The following is a 16,838-nucleotide window of genomic DNA, read 5'->3' on the forward strand; positions in this document are numbered from 1 at the left end:
ACGACTAACGCGCAACACCTTATTGTGCAGCCGCTAACCGCGCCCGCGCATAGCTATTACCCCACGACAGGTGCGCTCAAACCGCCGAACTGAACTGGTGCGCCCCGCCGCGATAGGCGTCGAACAGCGCCGCCACCGACCGGGCGTACGGTTCGCTGCCCCGTTCGAGCACCAGCATATCCCCGTCCAGGCTGATGATCCCGCGATCGGCAAATTCATCAAGCCGGTCGCGCGCGGCGATCAGCAGGTCGCGGTCCACACGGGCGTGGCCCTGGCACAGCAGGTCGGTGATGATCGCCCCGCGCCGCCGGTCCTCCACTGTGCGGACCACGCCCTTGCGCCCCGGCAGCAGGTTTGCCCCCACCAGCATGCGATAGCGCCCGGCGTTCTTTTCGTTCTGCACGAACAGCCCGTCGAACTCGCTGATCGAACTCGCGCCAAGGCCGATCAGCGTGGAGGCATCGTCATCGGTGAAGCCCTGAAAATTGCGCCGCAGCGTGCCCGCCAGCGCCGCACGGGCAAGATCGTCCCCTGGCCGCGCGAAGTGATCGAAGCCCACCGCCTGATAGCCTGCATCGACCAGTTGCACGTGCCCTTCTGCCGCCATGCGGAAGCGCGCAAGCTGGTCGGGCAGCTCGCTCGCATCGATCCGGCGCTGGCGCGGGATCATGTGCGGCACGTGGGCATAACCGAACAGCGCCACCCGGTCCGCGCCCATCGCCACCGTCCGGTCGAGCGTTTCGGCCAGCACCTCGTCCGTCTGGAACGGCAGGCCGTACATCAGGTCGAAGTTGATCGAATCGACGCCAGCCCGGCGCAGACCTTCGACCGCGCGCTCGATCATCTCGGCCGGTTGCACGCGCCCGATGGCCGTCTGCACGTGCGGATCGAAAGTCTGCACGCCCATGCTCGCCTTGATCACGCCGATGCCGCGGATCGCCATGAACCAGTCGGGCGTGATGCTGCGCGGATCCAGCTCGATCGAAAGCACCGGGCTCTCCATCCGCAAGTTCAGCGTCAGCGCATCGATCAGCCGGACAAAGTCGGTCGGCTTGATCGCGTTGGGGCTGCCCCCGCCGAACGAAATCCGCCCGATCCGTACCGACGGATCGAGCAGTTCGCCGATCATCTCGATCTCGCGATGCAGCGCCTCGAGATAGGAGGCGAGGCGCTGGCGCTTGTTGGCGGCGCCGGTGTTGCAGCCGCAATACCAGCAGATTTCCTGGCAATAGGGGATGTGGATGTAGAGCGAGGCACTGCCGCGAACGGCCTGCAACGCGCTTCGCTGCGCCTCCTCGAAGCTTTCCTCGACGAACTCGGCCGCCGTGGGATAGCTCGTGTAGCGGGGCACCGGCGTTGCCAGCAGCTCCGGATAATAGGTCCAGTCGCCGTAGCTTTCGCTGCGCGACGCGTCAGCCGACATCGGCCTCATCCTCAGAAGGTTCGCCATGGTCGCAACAGCTATCGCCGCCGATCCGCTTGCGCATTGAGATATGGCAAATTTTGCAGCACGGCGCGCCGCCCGGCCCGTCGCTGCGACCGGGCCCCTCGTTCCGACTAGGAATGCGGATCGGTGCGGAATGGCCCGGCTCGCCGCAGATCGGCACGAGAACGAAGGCCGCCTGCGCAGGCGCCGGCAGCGCCATCTGCAGCACCGCGAGCGGGGCGAGGAAGGCGAGCGCGCGGCTCACCGCTCCTCGTCCTCTTCGATCAGGATGCGCGCCGCCGCGCCATCTAGATCGCTGAACTGGCCGCGCTTCAGCGCCCAGAAGAATGCCGCCAATCCGCAAAGACCCATGCCCAGCGCGATGGGCAACAGGAAGGCGATCGATGTCATCGCGCCGCCCCCTGCAGCCGCAGCGAATTGGCGACCACGATCAGCGAGCTGGTCGACATGGCCACCGCCGCGATCAGCGGGGTGACGATCCCGGCCATCGCCAGCGGCACCGCCAGCACGTTGTAGCCGATCGCCAGCACGAAGTTCTGCCGCACCACCCGCATCGTCCGGCGGCTCGCGCGGACGGCGCGCGGCAGGGCCAGCAGGCTGTCGCCGGTGAACACGAAGTCCGCAGCCTGCCGCCCGACGTCACTCGCGCTGCCCGGCGCAATAGAGGCATCGGCAGCGGCGAGCGCGGGGCCATCGTTCAACCCGTCCCCCACCATCAGCACCTTGCGCCCCACACTTTGCAGGCTGGCGATGTTCTGCTGCTTGTCGGCCGGCGAGGCGGAAGCGCGCGCGGTGAGCCCGGTCTGGCGCGCGATTTCGGTGACGGCGGCGATTCCGTCGCCCGACAGCATCGAGCATTCGATGCCAAGCCCTTCTAGCGCATCTAGCGCGTCCAGCGTGTCGGGCCTAAGGCGGTCGGCAAAGCCGATCACGCGCGCAGGGCCCATACCGGTATCGAGTGCGGCGGCCATGCCATCGGCCACCGCCGGACGGCCCAGCGAAACGCGGCGGCCCTGCCAGGTTGCGCTGACGCCCCGGCCCGGCTCTTCCGCCACATCGCCCAGTTCCGCCGCATGGACGCCGCGCGCGGCGAGCGCCTGCGCCAGGCCGAGCGAGAGCGGATGGCGGCTGTGGCTGGCGAGTGCCAGCGCGACCGAAGCGTCGGCAGCCGACAGTGCATCAAGCGCGGCTTCATCGGGCACCGGCCGTCCGAGCGTGAGCGTACCCGTCTTGTCGAGCAGCGCGCGGTCGACTTCGGCAAGGCGCTCCATCGCCGAGCCGTCCTTGACGAGAATGCCGCGCTTCATCAGCGCGCCCGCCGCCACGACTTGCGCCACCGGCACGGCAAGGCCCAGCGCGCAGGGGCAGGTAATGATCAGCACCGCGATGGCGATGACCAGCGAATGATACAGCCCAGCGCCTGCCAGCATCCAGCCCGCGAACGTCAGCGCCGCCAGCGTGTGCACCGCCGGGGCATAGAGCCGCGAGGCGCGATCGGCGATGCGGACATAGGCGGAGCGCGACTGGCCCGCCGCCTCCATCAACCGCGCGATTTCAGCAAGCGCCGTATCGGTGCCCGCCGCCGTGACCCGCACGTCGACCGGGGCATCGACGTTGAGCGTTCCCGCATGGACCGCCTCGCCCTCGCGCGCAGGGACGGGCGCACTTTCGCCGGTCAGCAGCGACTGGTCGAACCGGCTGTTGCTGCGCATCACGATACCGTCGGCGGCAAGCCGTTCGCCCGCCGCCACGCGCATCACCATGCCGGGCACCAGCGCCGCCGCCGTGACCCAGCGCGTCGCACCATCGGCGTCCACGACCATCGCCCCTGTCGCCGCTTGGCGCAGCAGCGCATCCACGCCCGCGCGGGCGCGATCGCGCATCATCGCGTCGAGCGCGCGGCCCGCGAGCAGGAACAGCAGCAGCATCAGCGTGCCATCGAACCAGGCATCGGTGCCACCGGTGACGGTCTCGTAGACCGAAAGGCTGGTGGCGAGCGTGACGCCGATCGAGATAGGCACGTCCATGTTGGTCCGCCCGCGCTTCAATGCGGCGAAGGCGGAGGAAAAGAACGGCTTTCCGGCATAGGCGATGGCGGGAACGCCGATCGCCGCCGACAGCCAGTGGAACATTTCGCGCGTGGTGCCTTCCGCGCCCGACCAGACGCTGACCGAAAGCAGCATCACGTTCATGCAGGCAAAGGCCGCCACGGCGAGCGGTGCGAGCAGCGGCTTCACCGCCGAGGGCGCTTCCTCGATATCGACACGCGGTTGCGCTTCGAACCCGGCACCGGCAAGCGCGGCGATCAGGTCGGGCGTCTCGACGCCCTGTTCGTGCACCACCTCGACGGTCCGTGCGGTCAGGTTGGTCCGCGCCGAGGAAACCCCCTCAACGGCGGCAAGGCTGCGCTCGACCTTCCCCATGCACCCGGCGCAATGCATGCCGGGGACCGAAAACACGCTGTGGAGCTCGAAGGCCGCTTCGCCTGCGATCCGGCGTGCGGCGGCGGTCACTGGACGTCTCCGACCGTGCGCCATTCGCGGCCCTGCACGTGCGCGGCTAGCCGCAGGCGCCAGCGTCCGGCGGGCAGCGGCGCTTCATAGACGCCCGGCGCGCTCTCGCGGAAGGCAAGGGTTTCATCGGCACGCAGGCCGAGCGGATGTTCCGCCACGGCGCTGAGCTTCACGCCCCCAAGCGCCCTGCCCGCCGCATCGCGCAGCCGCACTTCCACGCGATCGCCGCCCGTCCGTTCTACCAGCGCCTTCCAGCCGAGCGCCTTCTCAGCCTTCGCCTCGTCGAGCCAGGTGTTGAAGTGCTGGCTCGCGACGTAGGAGTTTTCGACGACCACGCCGCCGAAGGTCGAGGTGGCGAGCCGGGCCATCAGCACGTTGACTGCGATGACCACGCCGAAGAACGCGACCATGATCGCGGCCATATGCTTTCCGGTGAATTGCCCCCTGTGGCGGGGCTCGTCTGCACGGCGCTGCTGGGTCACTGGCCGTTTCCTTCCGCTGTAGTGAATGTGGTGCGGACGCTGTCCTGCCCGCCTTCCTTGTCCAGCGCCTTGATCTGGAACAAGAATTCGGCCGGCTTCGCGCCCTTCGGGACGATGGCGTAGACGCGCATGCGCTTGGTCGTATCGGCCGGCACCTCGACCGAGAGCACAGTCCTTGCCAGCGCCGCATCCATCTCGTCGGTGAAGATCGCCCCGCCCGGCAGCCCTTCGATCGACAGCGTGACCGGGCGCGGCCGGTCCTCCATGTTGCGCAGCTTGACGGTGAAGCCGTTGCGCACCTCGCCCTTGGACAGCATGACGTATTCCGGATTGCGATCCTTGGCGACCGACAGGTCTAGCCGGGTGCGCGATCCCAGCAGGAACAGCATGGCCACGCCGATCCCCGCCCACACGCCGAAATAGACCAGCGTGCGCGGGCGGAAGATCGTGCGCAGCACCGGCGTCGGCGCCTCGCCCCGCTTGACCTTGTCGGCATCCTCCAGCGTGAAGTAGTCGATCAGCCCGCGCGGGCGGCCGACGTCGGCCATCGCTTTGTCGCAGGCATCGATGCACAGCGCACAGGTGATGCAGCCGATCTGCGGCCCTTCGCGGATGTCGATGCCGGTGGGGCACACCGCGATGCACTGCTTGCAATCGATGCAGTCGCCCAGCGGATCGAGCCCGGATTCGACGCGCTTCTGCGCCGCCTTGACCGATCCGCGCGGTTCGCCCCGCCAGTCCTTGTACGTCACGGTGAGCGAGCGTTCGTCGAGCATCGCGGTCTGGATGCGCGGCCAGGGGCACATGTAGATGCACACTTGTTCGCGCATGAACCCGCCAAGCCAGAAGGTGGTGAAAGTCAGCACCGCCGTGGTGGCATAGGCGACCGGTGCCGCCGTGCCGGTCCAGAACTCACGCTGAAGCGTCGGCGCATCGGCGAAGTAGAAGATCCACGCGCCACCGGTGAGGAAGCTGATGGCAAGGTAGACGCCCCACTTGAAGGTGCGTCGCGCGATCTTGGCGGGCGTCCACGGTGCATTTTGCAGACGGATCTGGGCGTTACGGTCGCCATCGATCAGCCGGTCCACGTGCTGAAACAGGTCGGTCCACACCGTCTGCGGACAGGCATAGCCGCACCACGCGCGCCCCACCGCGCTGGTGACGAGAAACAGCCCGATCCCCGCCATGATCAGCAGGCCCGCCACGAAGTAGAATTCGTGCGGCCAGATTTCGATCTGGAACATGTAGAAGCGGCGATGGGCGAGATCGACCAGCACCGCCTGGTCGGGGGCATAGGGCCCCCGGTTCCAGCGCAGCCAGGGCGTTCCCCAGTAGACGATCAGGCAGAACGCCATGATCGCCCACTTCAGCCGGCGGAACGGACCGTCGCTGCCGCGCGGGAACACGCCCTTGCGCTTTTCGTAGAAGCCGATTTCTTCGGAATGGTCCGCGCGGGTGAGCTTGGGATCGTGCGCGAGGTTCATGGGATCTGTCCTGAAAAGGGTGGCCGCCGGTCCGTTGCCGGGTGCGGCGGCCGCACCCGATTATTTGGCGGCCGCTTGAGCTGGCGCGGCAGCAGGTGCTGGCGCCGCTTCACCACCGCCCAGCGAATGGACGTAGGCCGCCAGCATCTTGACCGTGACCGGATCGAGGCGGCTGCCCCAGGCCGGCATCACGCCATAGCGCGCGTTGGTCACCGTCTCGGTCAGCGTCGCGCGGTCCCCCCCATAGAGCCAGATCGCGTCGTTGAGGCGCGGCGCGCCGACGTTGCGCCCGCCTTCACCGCCGGCACCGTGGCACACCGCGCAGTTGGCCGCGAAGATGGCCGCGCCGCGCTGCGAAGAACCGCTCGGCTTTTCCTGCCCGCTGATCACGCGGACGTGGCTGACCACGTCCTGCACCTGCGCCGGCGTGAGGATGCCGTCGCGCCCGAAGGCCGGCATCTGGCTCATCCGCGTGGCATCTTCGCCGGGCTGGCGAACGCCGTGCTGCAGCGTCTGGTGGATCGTCGCAATATCGCCGCCCCACAGCCAGTCGTCGTCGTTGAGGTTCGGATAGCCCTTGGCCCCCGCCGCGCCCGCGCCGTGGCACTGCACACAGTTGACCTTGAACGCGGCGCGCCCGCCTTCGATCGAGGCGCGCAGCAGCTTTTCGTTGCTGGCGAGCTGTTCCACCGGCGTGGCCGCAATCTCGGCCCGGATGCCGGCGCGCTCGGCGTCGGCTTCCTTCATCTCGTGCGCCAGTGCGCCCCGGCTCGACCAGCCGGAGGTGCCCGCGGTCGCACTGTGCAGGCCCGGAATGGCCGGATAGACCACGCAGTAGCCGATCGCGAAGACGATCGAGGCGTAGAACGTCCACAGCCACCAGCGCGGCAGCGGATTGTTCAATTCCTCGATGCCATCCCATTCATGGCCGACGGTTTCGACGCCCGTGGCCTCGTCGATGCGCTTATCGTTCGCCATCGTTCTCATCCTTGAAGATCGAGGTCGCCGCTTCGTCGTTCGTCACCCGCGCGCCCGGCCGGAACGGCCAGAGGCAGAGCACGAGAAACACGATCCCCATCGCGACGAGGCCCCAGCTGTCCGCCAGATGGCGCAGCAGGTCGTAGGTGGAGTGGGTGGACATGGAGAAGAAGCTCATCGCCCCTTCTCCTTGGCCAGATCCTCCTGCGCGGCAGGGGCGTTGACGTCGACCATCGTACCCAGCACCTGCAGGTACGCCACCAGCGCATCCATCTCGGTCAGGCGCTTGGGATCGCCGTCGAAATCGCGCGCCTGCGCCTTGGGATAGCGCTTCCTGAGGTCGGCGGTATCCGCTTCGGGATCGGCTTGCGCCTGCAGGTCGTCGTTCGCCTTGGCGATGTCGGTCTTCGAGTACGGAACGCCCACCTGGTAGAGCGTTTGCAGCTCCGCCGTCATGTCGCCGGGGTTCAGCTCCTTTTCGGCCAGGAACTGGTAGGTCGGCATGATCGATTCCGGCACGACCGAGCGCGGGTCCTTCAGATGCTGGACGTGCCATTCATCCGAATACTTGCCGCCCACGCGGGCAAGGTCCGGCCCGGTGCGCTTCGATCCCCACTGGAAGGGGTGGTCGTACATCGATTCCGCGGCAAGGCTGTAGTGGCCATAGCGTTCGACCTCGTCGCGGAACGGACGGATCATCTGGCTGTGGCACAAGTAGCAGCCTTCGCGGATGTAGATGTCGCGCCCCGCCTGCTCGAGCGGGGTGTAGGGGCGCATTCCCTGCACTTTCTCGATCGTGTTATCGATCCAGAACAGGGGCGCGATCTCGACGATGCCGCCCACCGTCACCGCTGCGAAGGCGAGCACGCCCAGCAGGGTGATGTTGCGTTCCAGCTTCTTGTGACGCTCCATGATGGAGAATGCCATTGTCGTGTCTCCTTCCCCAAGGCGTCAGGCGTGCGCCGCCGAGATGCCGGCCAGCGGCACGTCGCGGTTCGCGTCGTAGGGGGTCTCGGTCATCGGCTTTTCGACGCGGAGCGGCGAACCGATGATCGTGCGGGTGATGTTGTAGGCCATGATGCTGGCACCGGTGAGGTACAGCAGCCCGCCAAAGGCGCGCAGCGCGTACATCGGGTGGAGCGCGGCGACGGTTTCGGCGAACGAGTTCACCAGATAGCCGTCAGGCCCGTATTCGCGCCACATCAGGCCCTGGGTGATGCCTGCCACCCACATGCTCGCGGCGTAGAACACGATACCCGTGGTCGCGAGCCAGAAGTGCCAGTTCACCAGACGCAGGCTGTACAGCCGCTCGCGGTTCCAAAGGCGCGGCGCGAGGTAGTACAGCGTGCCGAACGTCACCATGCCGTTCCAGCCCAGCGCGCCCGAGTGAACGTGGCCGATGGTCCAGTCGGTGTAGTGCGAGAGCGAGTTGACGCTCTTCACGCTCATCATCGGGCCTTCGAACGTGCTCATGCCGTAGAAGGCCAGGCTCATCACGAACATGCGGATGATCGGGTCGGTGCGGATCTTGTCCCATGCGCCGTTCAGCGTCATCAGGCCGTTGATCATGCCGCCCCAGCTCGGCATCCACAGCATGACCGAGAAGACCATGCCCAGCGTCTGCGCCCAGTCGGGCAGCGCGGTGTAGTGCAGATGGTGCGGACCCGCCCAGATGTAGAGGAAGATCAGCGCCCAGAAGTGGATGATCGACAGGCGATAGCTGTAGATCGGGCGTTCGGCCTGCTTGGGCACGAAGTAGTACATCATCGCCAGGAAGCCGGCAGTCAGGAAGAAGCCGACCGCGTTGTGGCCGTACCACCACTGCACCAGCGCGCCCTGCACGCCGCCGAACACCGAGATCGAGTGCGAACCGAAGAAGCTCACCGGGATCGCCGTGTTGTTCACCAGGTGCAGCATCGCCACGGTCAGGATGAACGAGAGGTAGAACCAGTTGGCGACGTAGATGTGCGGCTCGGTGCGCTTCAGGATCGTGCCGACGAACACGGCGAGGTACGACACCCACACGATCGTCAGCCACAGATCGACGTACCATTCGGGCTCGGCATATTCCTTGCCCTGCGTCACGCCCAGCAGGTAGCCGGTCGCGGCCAGCACGATGAACAGCTGGTAGCCCCAGAAAACGAAACGGGCGAGGCCGGGGAAGGCCAGCCTCGCCCGGCAGGTGCGCTGGACGACGTAATAGGACGTCGCGATCAGCGCATTGCCTCCGAAAGCGAAGATGACCGCGCTGGTATGCAGCGGGCGAAGGCGGCCGAAGTTGATCCATTCAAGGCCGAAGTTGAGCTGCGGCCAGGTCAGTTCCAGCGCGATGTATAGCCCGGCGAGAAAGCCCGCCATGCCCCAGAACACCGTGGCGATCACGCCCCAGCGGATCGGGTCGTCATCGTAACGCCCCTGGTCTGGCATCTTGAGGATGCCGCGCGCGAGCGAATCCACGTCGGCCTGCCGCAGCGAGACGACCAGGCCGATCAGCGCGGCGAGAGCGCAGATGCCCATGTGGATGGCGAACGGGGTGTCTTTTGCGAGCGCGATCGCAATGACGGCGAGAAATAGCACAGCGAGCCATATGCCGCTGCGCGTCACTAACGAGACCATGGACCCTTCCCTTCCATGAATGATGTCTCGCCGCCGTGGGCCCATGTGGGCAGGCAAACATTGATGCGGGTCAAATTGCCGGAAAATCAGACCCCTACAAAGGTCTAGGGTCGCCGGTCCGATTTTTGCGCTCGGTCAATGAGGCTGATTCGCAAGGGGTGCATCACGCTGTCACACCGCGAGGCAGCAACCGGGTCTGCGAGGGGCAGGCCACCCGCGGTCGTCAGGATTGGACCCCATGAAGACAATGCTCTCCGCCGCCCTCGGCGCCACCCTCGCCACCACCGCGCTGGTCGCCCCGACCGCGGCGCACGCTGGCTCGGCCGATGGCAAGTGGCAGGTCAAGGTGCTCGGCACCGCCGTTCTGCCCAACGGCAGGATCGACGAAATCAAGTCGATCAACACAGCGACCACGCTGGGCTCGACCCTCGCCGCCGTCACCAACCCCGACGTCAAGGCGAACGACAACGTGGTGCCGACGCTCGCGGTCGAATACTTCTTCACCCCCAACGTCTCGGTCGAAACGATCTGCTGCTTCACCGGGCACCATGTCGAAGGCGACAAGGGTCTCGCCGGTGCCGGCCGCATCGTCGATCACGTGCTGATCCTCCCCGCCACGGTCACCGCCAAGGCGCACCTGCCGCTGGGCGCGATCAAGCCCTATGTCGGCGCAGGCCCCGCCCTGTTCTTCGTGTTCGGCGAAAAGCCGGGCGATACCGCCAAGGCGCTGGGCATCGACAAGGTCAGGATGAGCAATTCGTTCGGCGTCGCGCTGCAGGGTGGTGTCGACATCGCGCTCGGCGACAAGGGCTTCGGCCTCTCGCTCGATGCCAAGAAGTACTTCATCAAGCCCACGGCCAAGTTCTACGACAACGGCACGCTCGCGCTCGAAACCAAGCACAAGCTCGATCCCTGGGTGCTCAGCGCCGGCGTCAGCTACCGCTTCTGATTCCAGCTTCCTTCGGTCCCGCCCCGCCCCCACGCACGGGCGGGACCGGGGGACGGTGGGCGGGTCAACCGGGGTTCTGGGATCACCCCGGCCTTGGCCCGCCCGCTTCTTTTTTGGGGAATGAACAGATGCGCCCTATCGCAACCGAAACCTTCCCCTGTCAAAGCGGTTGCCGATAAACAAACCCAAGGGTCCCAGGAGCATCTGTGTCGCGCCAGCTTTCGATCGACGTTCTTCTCGACTACCAGTTCGATGCAGCGACTGACCTGCTGCTCCAGATCGAAGCCGCGCCGCTGCCCGAACAGCGCATCCTCGACGCCAGGATCGACATCACCGCCGACGACGCCGGTACCCGCATCGCCGCGCTCGATGCCATCGGCGAGCGGATCTGGCTGCACCGCCAGGGGCGCCTGCAGGTCTCCTACCGCGCCCGCGTCGAGATCGAGCGCGCCAGCCTCGACATCGCGCCGCTTGCCGTGACCGCGCACCGCCTGCTTCCGGGCGAGACGATCCCGTACCTGATGCCGTCGCGCTATTGCCCGTCGGACCAATTCCAGTCGTTCACGCTGCGCAAGTTCGGCGAGATCACCACCGGCGCAGGCGTCCTCGCCATCCGGGACTGGATTGCCGAAAACGTCGATTACGTCCCGGGGGTCAGCGATTCCGGCACCGATGCCACCGACACGTTCGTCCGGCGCCAGGGCATCTGCCGCGATTATGCGCACCTGATGGTCACCCTCGCCCGTGCCGCCGGGCTGCCTGCCCGCTTCGTCAGCGTCTATGCCGCAGGGGTTAAGCCGCAGGACTTCCACGCCGTGGCGCAAGTCTGGCTGGCGGGATCGTGGCACATCGTCGACGCCACGGGCATGGCCAGGTGCGACGAAACCGCGATCATCGGCGTCGGTCGCGATGCCGCCGACGTACCCTTCCTGACCGCCTTCGGCTTCGCCCGGTTCAACGACCAGCGCGTTTCGGTGACCGTCGCCTGACGGGGGCGGTTCAGCCCGCCAGCGAAACCAGCGCCGGGCGGTCGAGAATCTCGACCTCGCGGCGCGAGGGCAGTTCGATCACGCCGTCGTTCTTCAGCTTGGTGAACTGGCGGCTCACCGTCTCGATCGTCAGGCCCAGCACGTCGGCCACCTGCTGGCGGCTGAACGGCAGCGAGAAGCGGCGCGCGGGGCCAAGCTTCACCGCACAGCCGGTCTCGTTCAGCCGCTCGCTCATTTCGAGCAGGAACGTGGCGATCTTTTCGGGCGCGGTCTTGCGCCCCAGCAGCATCATCCACGAACGCGTGCGGTCGAGTTCGGCCAGCGTGCGTTCGAGCAGCTTGTGTTCCAGCTCGGGGTGTTCGCGGGCGAAGCGGTCGAAATCGTTGCGGGCGAACACGCAGACCCGCGCATCGGTCAGCGCGACGACGCTTGCCTTGCTGGTCTGGCCGAACGGGCGGCCGATGAAATCGGATGGATAGGCCACGCCGACGATCTGTTCGCGCCCGTCCTCGGTCGAGGTGGTGAGCTTCAGCACGCCTTCGATCACGTTGGCGACGAGCAGCGAATCGTCGTCCTCCCAGATCAGCGGCTCGCCCGCCGATACCGCGCGCCTGCGCCCCATGGTGTTGAGCGCCGCGATTTCCTGGTTATCCAGGCCGGCACAGATCGCCCGGTTGCGGACGACGCAGGTATCGCAAGAGGACATGACTTAGGCGCGTAACAAAATAGCGGCCCGGTCACAACGAAATGCAGTGCGACGGACCCGCAAAAAAATTGGGCGGCCACGAAATGACCGCCCGAGTCGGGGAGAAATCGGCGAAGGTCCGATCTCCGAAATGGCGATCTTTCCTTCGACAGGCCCTTTCTCGCCCAACCCGTGCCCGCCCGCCTTGACGGATGTCAAAAACGCGGCGGCGCTGCAAAAAAGGGCCGCGTTTCCGTCCACTCAATCGTCGAGCTTCGCCAGGTCGTGGTAGCCGCCACGGAAGAACAGCAGCGGCGCGCCCGCCTCGCGATGGCCCAGCGCCTCGACCGCGCCGACCACCAGCCAGTGATCGCCCACTTCCACCACACGCTCGATCGCGCAGTCGATCCACGCGACCGCGTCGTCGAGCAGCGGCAGGCCTGAAGGGCTGTGCCCGTGGGCCAGCTCGGCAAACTTGTCCTCGGCGCGCGAAGCGAAGCGGCGGCACAGGTCCAGCTGGTCCGATCCCAGCACGTTGACGCAGAAGCGCCCGGTCGGTGCGATCCGCGCCCAGGTTGTCGATCGCTTGTCGGGAAAGAAGCCGACCAGCGGCGGATCGAGCGAGATCGACGTGAACGAGCCGACCACGAGCCCGTGGCGCGCGCCATCGTCCCCGATCGCGGTGATCACGCACACCCCGGTGGGATAGGACCCCAGTACATCGCGGAACTGCCGCGCTTCGATCATGCAAACCCCGTTTCATTCATTTGCAGCGGCCCTTCGTTCGGCAGCGCCCCGGATGCAACACCTTCGTTTGGGATGTCCCAAAGGGCTCCGCAGCATCAAGGGCGGCTAGCCCGCCTGAAATCCATGTACCAACACATAATCCTCATCAACGCATGAGCGGCATTGATGGAACGACAGCCGATCCGGACGCCCGCGCGGCCTTGGCGATAGCGCTCCAGATGCGACCGAGTCTTGATCTGGAATCCCACCCAAGTTGACGAAGTTGACAGTGTTCAGGAAAAAGACTCCAAGGCCCGGCAAAAGCGCGCTCAACACTTCAAAAAGCGCCAATTTCAGCGCCCTTCCCTCCGCCTCTTATGGGCGCAGGCGAGCGTGTAGGACAGGTGCAAGTTGACACGTAACTGACGCCCGCGTCAGAAATGTGTCAGGCGCTGTCGCTCGGCAAACGATGGAAGGACGTTGCTTACCGAGCGATGTCCTGATGAGCCGCAACACGGAGGGCGGTGCAAAGAGGACGCCGGGGATGCGCCGCAATATGTCACCTCAGAGATATGTTTTTTGACGCCATTTAGCTGACCCACTCTCAATTAATAGAATTCGTGCGGCGGCACCGGTGCGATCGGTCGCACCAAGATGGGAGAGTCATTGACCTGCTCCCGGGGCGGATCCGCAAGTGAGGACTGGGCTTCAAGCCGAGGTATCGACATGCGCCACATCACGACGTGTGCGGTCGCAGGAGCGGCGGCGATAGTGGCCGGCATTGACGAGACCCTGCCCTACCGGGGTAAAGCTACGCTTGCGTTGATCTGAAGCATTTGGACGAAGCGGAGGCGGCTTATCGGCAGAGCCGAGGCAATTGAATCACGGTGACCTTCTCCTCGCCGACCGCCCGCCGCGCCTCTTTTGGGGGGTGCCAACTTCCTTAAGTGAGGTTGTTCAGGTCGGCAGTGATCCCGCAGGATAATCATAATAAAGTTTCGACCAGATATCTAATCCCCCATACAATGACAAAAAATGCCCCGATGCCTAATGTGATGTATTGGCGCCCCTTGGTCCACCACCATTCGCTTTCTTCGCTCATATCTCTTTCCCTTGTTGTCTAGCTGATTGCGGCCCGTGGAGGCGATGCGACCATTGGTGATCGCTAGCTACTGATGTGCAATTGACAGGAAAAGCAAGTTTGTGACCTGCATCTGCCATGCTGCTCCGATCAGCCGGAGGTCAAGGTGCGGTGATATTCACCGGCCATGTCTGCTTGCAAGCATCGTCAGCGCACTTTTCCGGCGGAAGCGCTCCTACTCCTTAAGGTTTTAAGACGAGCGTTAACCGCCAATTGGCGCAGAATGCTTCTGGGTGGTCCGAAACGACAGGAAATGGTGGGAAGCGGACCTTAGAATTCGGGCGTAAACGAGGGGTCAACCCAGACTCGCTTCACCTGTCCCGGCGTGAGTTTTACCTTTGTCATGTCGAAAGGCGTCAGCTTAGCGATGAGGCCCGATACGTCGCTGGCAACTACCTCGTCCTCACTCTCAACTTCGTGATCCCAGAAGCGAACGGAGCCGGACCGAGGCTCCACGTAAAAGTAGTTTCCGCAGCTATCCTCGGCGAAAGCAATGACGCCAACTGGAAAGCCGTCAATCTGTTCTGCCAACTTCGCCGCTTCATTCACCGAGATGAAACGTGAGAGCGCCACTTCGTTCTCATTTGTGACGAGCGAATTCTCTTGGGGTTCGGCGCCATCATGATTTCGAACAAATTCGACATATGTCGCAGGCAGCTGTTGGCCCAACCAGCTTTCCAAGTCGCTCAGCGCAGCCGCAGATGGTGAAGGCATCTTGGGGATGTGTATCGTCATAGCTGAGCCTTTCGATTGCTTGTTCGCAAGGAACGCTAACGTCCGCAAGTGGGCGGCAGCGGACGGCTGGCTTCACGCACCAGAGACTTGCCCAGCGAGCGCTTACCCGCCGCACGAGTGCGCAGCGGGCAATGCAGGCGGTCTCAGCCCTTCCTGCTCCTCCACTCCGTCCACTCTGGCGTATGTTGCCATAACAACCGGCGGGCGGCCCATCGCAGCGCCGGCAAGCGCCAGACCAGCCCCGGCGTCCGCCTTACTCCTCGCCCATCCGTAGCGCGGCGATAAAGGCTTCCTGCGGGATCGAGACGTTGCCGTATTCGCGCATGCGGGCCTTGCCCTTCTTCTGCTTTTCCAGAAGCTTCTTCTTGCGGGTGATGTCGCCGCCATAGCACTTGGCGGTCACGTCCTTGCGCAGCGCGGCGATGGTTTCGCGGGCGATGACCTTGCCGCCGATCGCCGCCTGGATCGGGATCTTGAACAGGTGGCGCGGGATCAGGTCCTTGAGCCGCTCGCACATGCCGCGCCCGCGTTCCTCGGCCACGGCGCGGTGCACGATCATCGACAGCGCATCGACCGGCTCGTTGTTGACGAGGATGCTCATCTTCACGAGGTCGCCCTCGCGCAGGCCGATCTGTTCGTAGTCAAAGCTCGCATAGCCGCGGCTGATCGACTTGAGGCGGTCGTAGAAGTCGAACACCACTTCGTTGAGCGGCAGTTCATAGTTCACCTGCGCACGGCCGCCGACGTAGGTCAGGCCGGTCTGGATGCCGCGCCGGTCCTGGCAGAGCTTGAGGATCGAGCCGAGGTATTCGTCGGGCGTGTAGATCGTTGCCTTGATCCAAGGCTCGTCGATCTGCTCGATCCGGTTGGGATCGGGATAGTCGGCCGGATTGTGCAGCAGGATCTCGCGCGCGTCGTCGGTCTTGCTGGCGCGCAGCTGGATGCGATAGACGACGCTCGGGCTCGTGGTGATGAGGTCGAGGTCGTATTCGCGGCTGAGGCGCTCCTGGATGATTTCCAGATGCAGCAGGCCTAAGAACCCGCAGCGGAAGCCGAAGCCCAGCGCCGCGCTGCTCTCCATCTCGAAGCTGAAGCTGGCATCGTTCAGGCGCAGCTTGGCAATGCTTTCGCGCAGCTTGTCGAAGTCTGCCGCGTCGACCGGGAACAGGCCGCAGAACACCACCGGCTGCACTTCCTTGTAGCCCGGCAGCGCCTCGAGCGCGCCACCTTTCACCGTGGTGATGGTGTCGCCGACCTTGGCGGTTTCCACTTCCTTGATCTGCGCAGTGATGAAGCCGATCTCGCCCGGCCCCAGTTCGGGCAGGTCCTCGCGCTTGGGCGTGAAGCAGCCGACGCGGTCGATCAGGTGCTCGGTGCCGCCGGCCATGAACTTGACCTGCAAGCCCTTCTTGATGACGCCATCGACCACGCGGACGAGGATGACGACGCCGAGGTAGGGATCGTACCAGCTGTCGACCAGCATGGCCTTGAGCGGCGCGGCGCGGTCGCCCTTGGGCGGCGGGATGCGTTCCACCACGGCATCGAGCACATCCTCGATGCCGATGCCGGACTTGGCGCTGGTCAGCACCGCCTGGCTCGCATCGAGGCCGATCACTTCCTCGATCTCGTCCTTGACCTTTTCCGGCTCGGCGGCGGGCAGATCGATCTTGTTGATCACCGGCACGATCTCGTGGTCGTGCTCGATCGACTGGTAGACGTTGGCGAGCGTCTGCGCTTCCACCCCTTGCGCCGCGTCCACCACCAGCAGCGCGCCTTCGCAGGCGGCAAGGCTGCGGCTGACCTCGTAGGCGAAGTCGACGTGGCCGGGGGTGTCCATCAGGTTGAGCTCGTAGGTCAGCCCGTCCTTGGCCTTGTAGTTCAAGCGGACGGTCTGCGCCTTGATGGTGATCCCGCGCTCCTTCTCGATATCCATGTTATCAAGGACTTGCGCGCTCATCTCGCGCTCGGTCAGGCCGCCGGTGTACTGAATCAGGCGGTCGGCCAGGGTCGACTTGCCATGGTCGATGTGGGCGATGATGGAAAAATTGCGGATCAGCGAAAGCTCGGTCATGCCGCGCCCGTTAGCAGTGCTT

The 16,838-nt window shown here is 65.2% G+C and carries 16 protein-coding genes; 2 read left to right on the top strand and 14 right to left on the bottom strand.

The genetic code is table 11. From position 1 onward, the window contains the following. Positions 1 to 76 precede the first annotated feature (76 nt). The 10 genes from hemN to ccoN form a co-directional block, all read right to left on the bottom strand. On the bottom strand, positions 77 to 1,423 hold the full coding sequence (gene hemN, locus AACH40_RS08680) for an oxygen-independent coproporphyrinogen III oxidase (protein WP_338645657.1): 1,347 nt from the start codon (positions 1,421 to 1,423) through the stop codon (positions 77 to 79). Next, a complete protein-coding gene (locus tag AACH40_RS08685; RefSeq protein WP_169493394.1) occupies positions 1,413 to 1,691 on the bottom strand; it encodes a hypothetical protein in 279 nt (92 codons plus the stop codon). Before AACH40_RS08685 ends, hemN begins: the two co-directional genes overlap by 11 nt. Beyond that, on the bottom strand, positions 1,688 to 1,837 hold the full coding sequence (gene ccoS / locus AACH40_RS08690; protein WP_169493395.1) for a cbb3-type cytochrome oxidase assembly protein CcoS: 150 nt from the start codon (positions 1,835 to 1,837) through the stop codon (positions 1,688 to 1,690). Before ccoS ends, AACH40_RS08685 begins: the two co-directional genes overlap by 4 nt. After that, positions 1,834 to 3,888, bottom strand: a complete 2,055-nt coding sequence (locus tag AACH40_RS08695) for a heavy metal translocating P-type ATPase (RefSeq protein ID WP_338645999.1) — start codon at positions 3,886 to 3,888, stop codon at positions 1,834 to 1,836. Before AACH40_RS08695 ends, ccoS begins: the two co-directional genes overlap by 4 nt. Before the next feature lie 68 nt (positions 3,889 to 3,956). Next, positions 3,957 to 4,442 carry a FixH family protein gene (locus AACH40_RS08700; RefSeq protein ID WP_422394893.1) on the bottom strand — a complete coding sequence of 162 codons (486 nt, stop codon included), beginning with the start codon at positions 4,440 to 4,442 and terminating at the stop codon, positions 3,957 to 3,959. Continuing rightward, positions 4,439 to 5,926, bottom strand: coding sequence for a cytochrome c oxidase accessory protein CcoG (ccoG, locus tag AACH40_RS08705; RefSeq protein ID WP_338645660.1), 1,488 nt, complete (start codon positions 5,924 to 5,926; stop codon positions 4,439 to 4,441). The genes AACH40_RS08700 and ccoG overlap by 4 nt, the downstream gene beginning before the upstream one ends. Before the next feature lie 60 nt (positions 5,927 to 5,986). After that, positions 5,987 to 6,904, bottom strand: a complete 918-nt coding sequence (gene ccoP, locus AACH40_RS08710) for a cytochrome-c oxidase, cbb3-type subunit III (protein WP_338645662.1) — start codon at positions 6,902 to 6,904, stop codon at positions 5,987 to 5,989. Then, positions 6,891 to 7,067 carry a cbb3-type cytochrome c oxidase subunit 3 gene (locus AACH40_RS08715; protein ID WP_169493628.1) on the bottom strand — a complete coding sequence of 59 codons (177 nt, stop codon included), beginning with the start codon at positions 7,065 to 7,067 and terminating at the stop codon, positions 6,891 to 6,893. Before AACH40_RS08715 ends, ccoP begins: the two co-directional genes overlap by 14 nt. An 11-nt stretch (positions 7,068 to 7,078) precedes the next feature. Then, positions 7,079 to 7,831 carry a cytochrome-c oxidase, cbb3-type subunit II gene (ccoO, locus tag AACH40_RS08720; RefSeq protein WP_338645664.1) on the bottom strand — a complete coding sequence of 251 codons (753 nt, stop codon included), beginning with the start codon at positions 7,829 to 7,831 and terminating at the stop codon, positions 7,079 to 7,081. A 24-nt stretch (positions 7,832 to 7,855) separates the two neighbouring features. Next, complete coding sequence (gene ccoN / locus AACH40_RS08725; protein WP_338645666.1) at positions 7,856 to 9,520, bottom strand: cytochrome-c oxidase, cbb3-type subunit I; 1,665 nt, start codon at positions 9,518 to 9,520, stop codon at positions 7,856 to 7,858. A 238-nt stretch (positions 9,521 to 9,758) separates the two neighbouring features. On the opposite strand from ccoN, the gene AACH40_RS08730 reads away from it, so the two are divergent. Both AACH40_RS08730 and AACH40_RS08735 read left to right on the top strand, forming a co-directional pair. Then, complete coding sequence (locus AACH40_RS08730) at positions 9,759 to 10,469, top strand: OmpW/AlkL family protein (RefSeq protein WP_338645668.1); 711 nt, start codon at positions 9,759 to 9,761, stop codon at positions 10,467 to 10,469. A gap of 206 nt (positions 10,470 to 10,675) precedes the next feature. After that, positions 10,676 to 11,458, top strand: coding sequence for a transglutaminase family protein (locus tag AACH40_RS08735; protein ID WP_338645670.1), 783 nt, complete (start codon positions 10,676 to 10,678; stop codon positions 11,456 to 11,458). A 10-nt stretch (positions 11,459 to 11,468) separates the two neighbouring features. Here the strand turns inward: AACH40_RS08735 and AACH40_RS08740 are convergent, their stop codons facing one another. The 4 genes from AACH40_RS08740 to lepA all read right to left on the bottom strand — a co-directional run bounded on the left by AACH40_RS08740 (position 11,469) and on the right by lepA (position 16,816). After that, the gene (locus AACH40_RS08740) at positions 11,469 to 12,164 is read right to left on the bottom strand and encodes a Crp/Fnr family transcriptional regulator (protein ID WP_169493403.1); all 696 of its coding nucleotides are present in this window, start codon (positions 12,162 to 12,164) and stop codon (positions 11,469 to 11,471) included. 240 nt (positions 12,165 to 12,404) lie between these two features. Beyond that, entirely contained in the window at positions 12,405 to 12,890 is a 486-nt protein-coding gene (locus AACH40_RS08745) for a flavin reductase family protein (RefSeq protein WP_169493404.1), read from the bottom strand. Positions 12,891 to 14,280: 1,390 nt separating this feature from the next. Continuing rightward, positions 14,281 to 14,745, bottom strand: a complete 465-nt coding sequence (locus AACH40_RS08750; protein ID WP_338645673.1) for an SMI1/KNR4 family protein — start codon at positions 14,743 to 14,745, stop codon at positions 14,281 to 14,283. A 253-nt stretch (positions 14,746 to 14,998) separates the two neighbouring features. Further along, positions 14,999 to 16,816, bottom strand: a complete 1,818-nt coding sequence (gene lepA / locus AACH40_RS08755; protein ID WP_169493405.1) for a translation elongation factor 4 — start codon at positions 16,814 to 16,816, stop codon at positions 14,999 to 15,001. Positions 16,817 to 16,838 lie beyond the last annotated feature (22 nt).

The organism is Novosphingobium olei (assembly GCF_037076535.1).
Taxonomy (GTDB): Bacteria; Pseudomonadota; Alphaproteobacteria; order Sphingomonadales; family Sphingomonadaceae; genus Novosphingobium; species Novosphingobium olei.

Coding starts and splice junctions, on each gene's coding strand:
- hemN (WP_338645657.1), bottom strand. CDS start 1,423: ATGTCGGCTGACGCGTCGCGCAGCGAAAGCTACGGCGACTGGACCTAT.
- ccoS (WP_169493395.1), bottom strand. CDS start 1,837: ATGACATCGATCGCCTTCCTGTTGCCCATCGCGCTGGGCATGGGTCTT.
- AACH40_RS08695 (WP_338645999.1), bottom strand. CDS start 3,888: ATGCATTGCGCCGGGTGCATGGGGAAGGTCGAGCGCAGCCTTGCCGCC.
- ccoG (WP_338645660.1), bottom strand. CDS start 5,926: ATGAACCTCGCGCACGATCCCAAGCTCACCCGCGCGGACCATTCCGAA.
- ccoP (WP_338645662.1), bottom strand. CDS start 6,904: ATGGCGAACGATAAGCGCATCGACGAGGCCACGGGCGTCGAAACCGTC.
- AACH40_RS08715 (WP_169493628.1), bottom strand. CDS start 7,067: ATGTCCACCCACTCCACCTACGACCTGCTGCGCCATCTGGCGGACAGC.
- ccoO (WP_338645664.1), bottom strand. CDS start 7,831: ATGGCATTCTCCATCATGGAGCGTCACAAGAAGCTGGAACGCAACATC.
- ccoN (WP_338645666.1), bottom strand. CDS start 9,520: ATGGTCTCGTTAGTGACGCGCAGCGGCATATGGCTCGCTGTGCTATTT.
- AACH40_RS08730 (WP_338645668.1), top strand. CDS start 9,759: ATGAAGACAATGCTCTCCGCCGCCCTCGGCGCCACCCTCGCCACCACC.
- AACH40_RS08740 (WP_169493403.1), bottom strand. CDS start 12,164: ATGTCCTCTTGCGATACCTGCGTCGTCCGCAACCGGGCGATCTGTGCC.
- AACH40_RS08745 (WP_169493404.1), bottom strand. CDS start 12,890: ATGATCGAAGCGCGGCAGTTCCGCGATGTACTGGGGTCCTATCCCACC.
- AACH40_RS08750 (WP_338645673.1), bottom strand. CDS start 14,745: ATGACGATACACATCCCCAAGATGCCTTCACCATCTGCGGCTGCGCTG.
- lepA (WP_169493405.1), bottom strand. CDS start 16,816: ATGACCGAGCTTTCGCTGATCCGCAATTTTTCCATCATCGCCCACATC.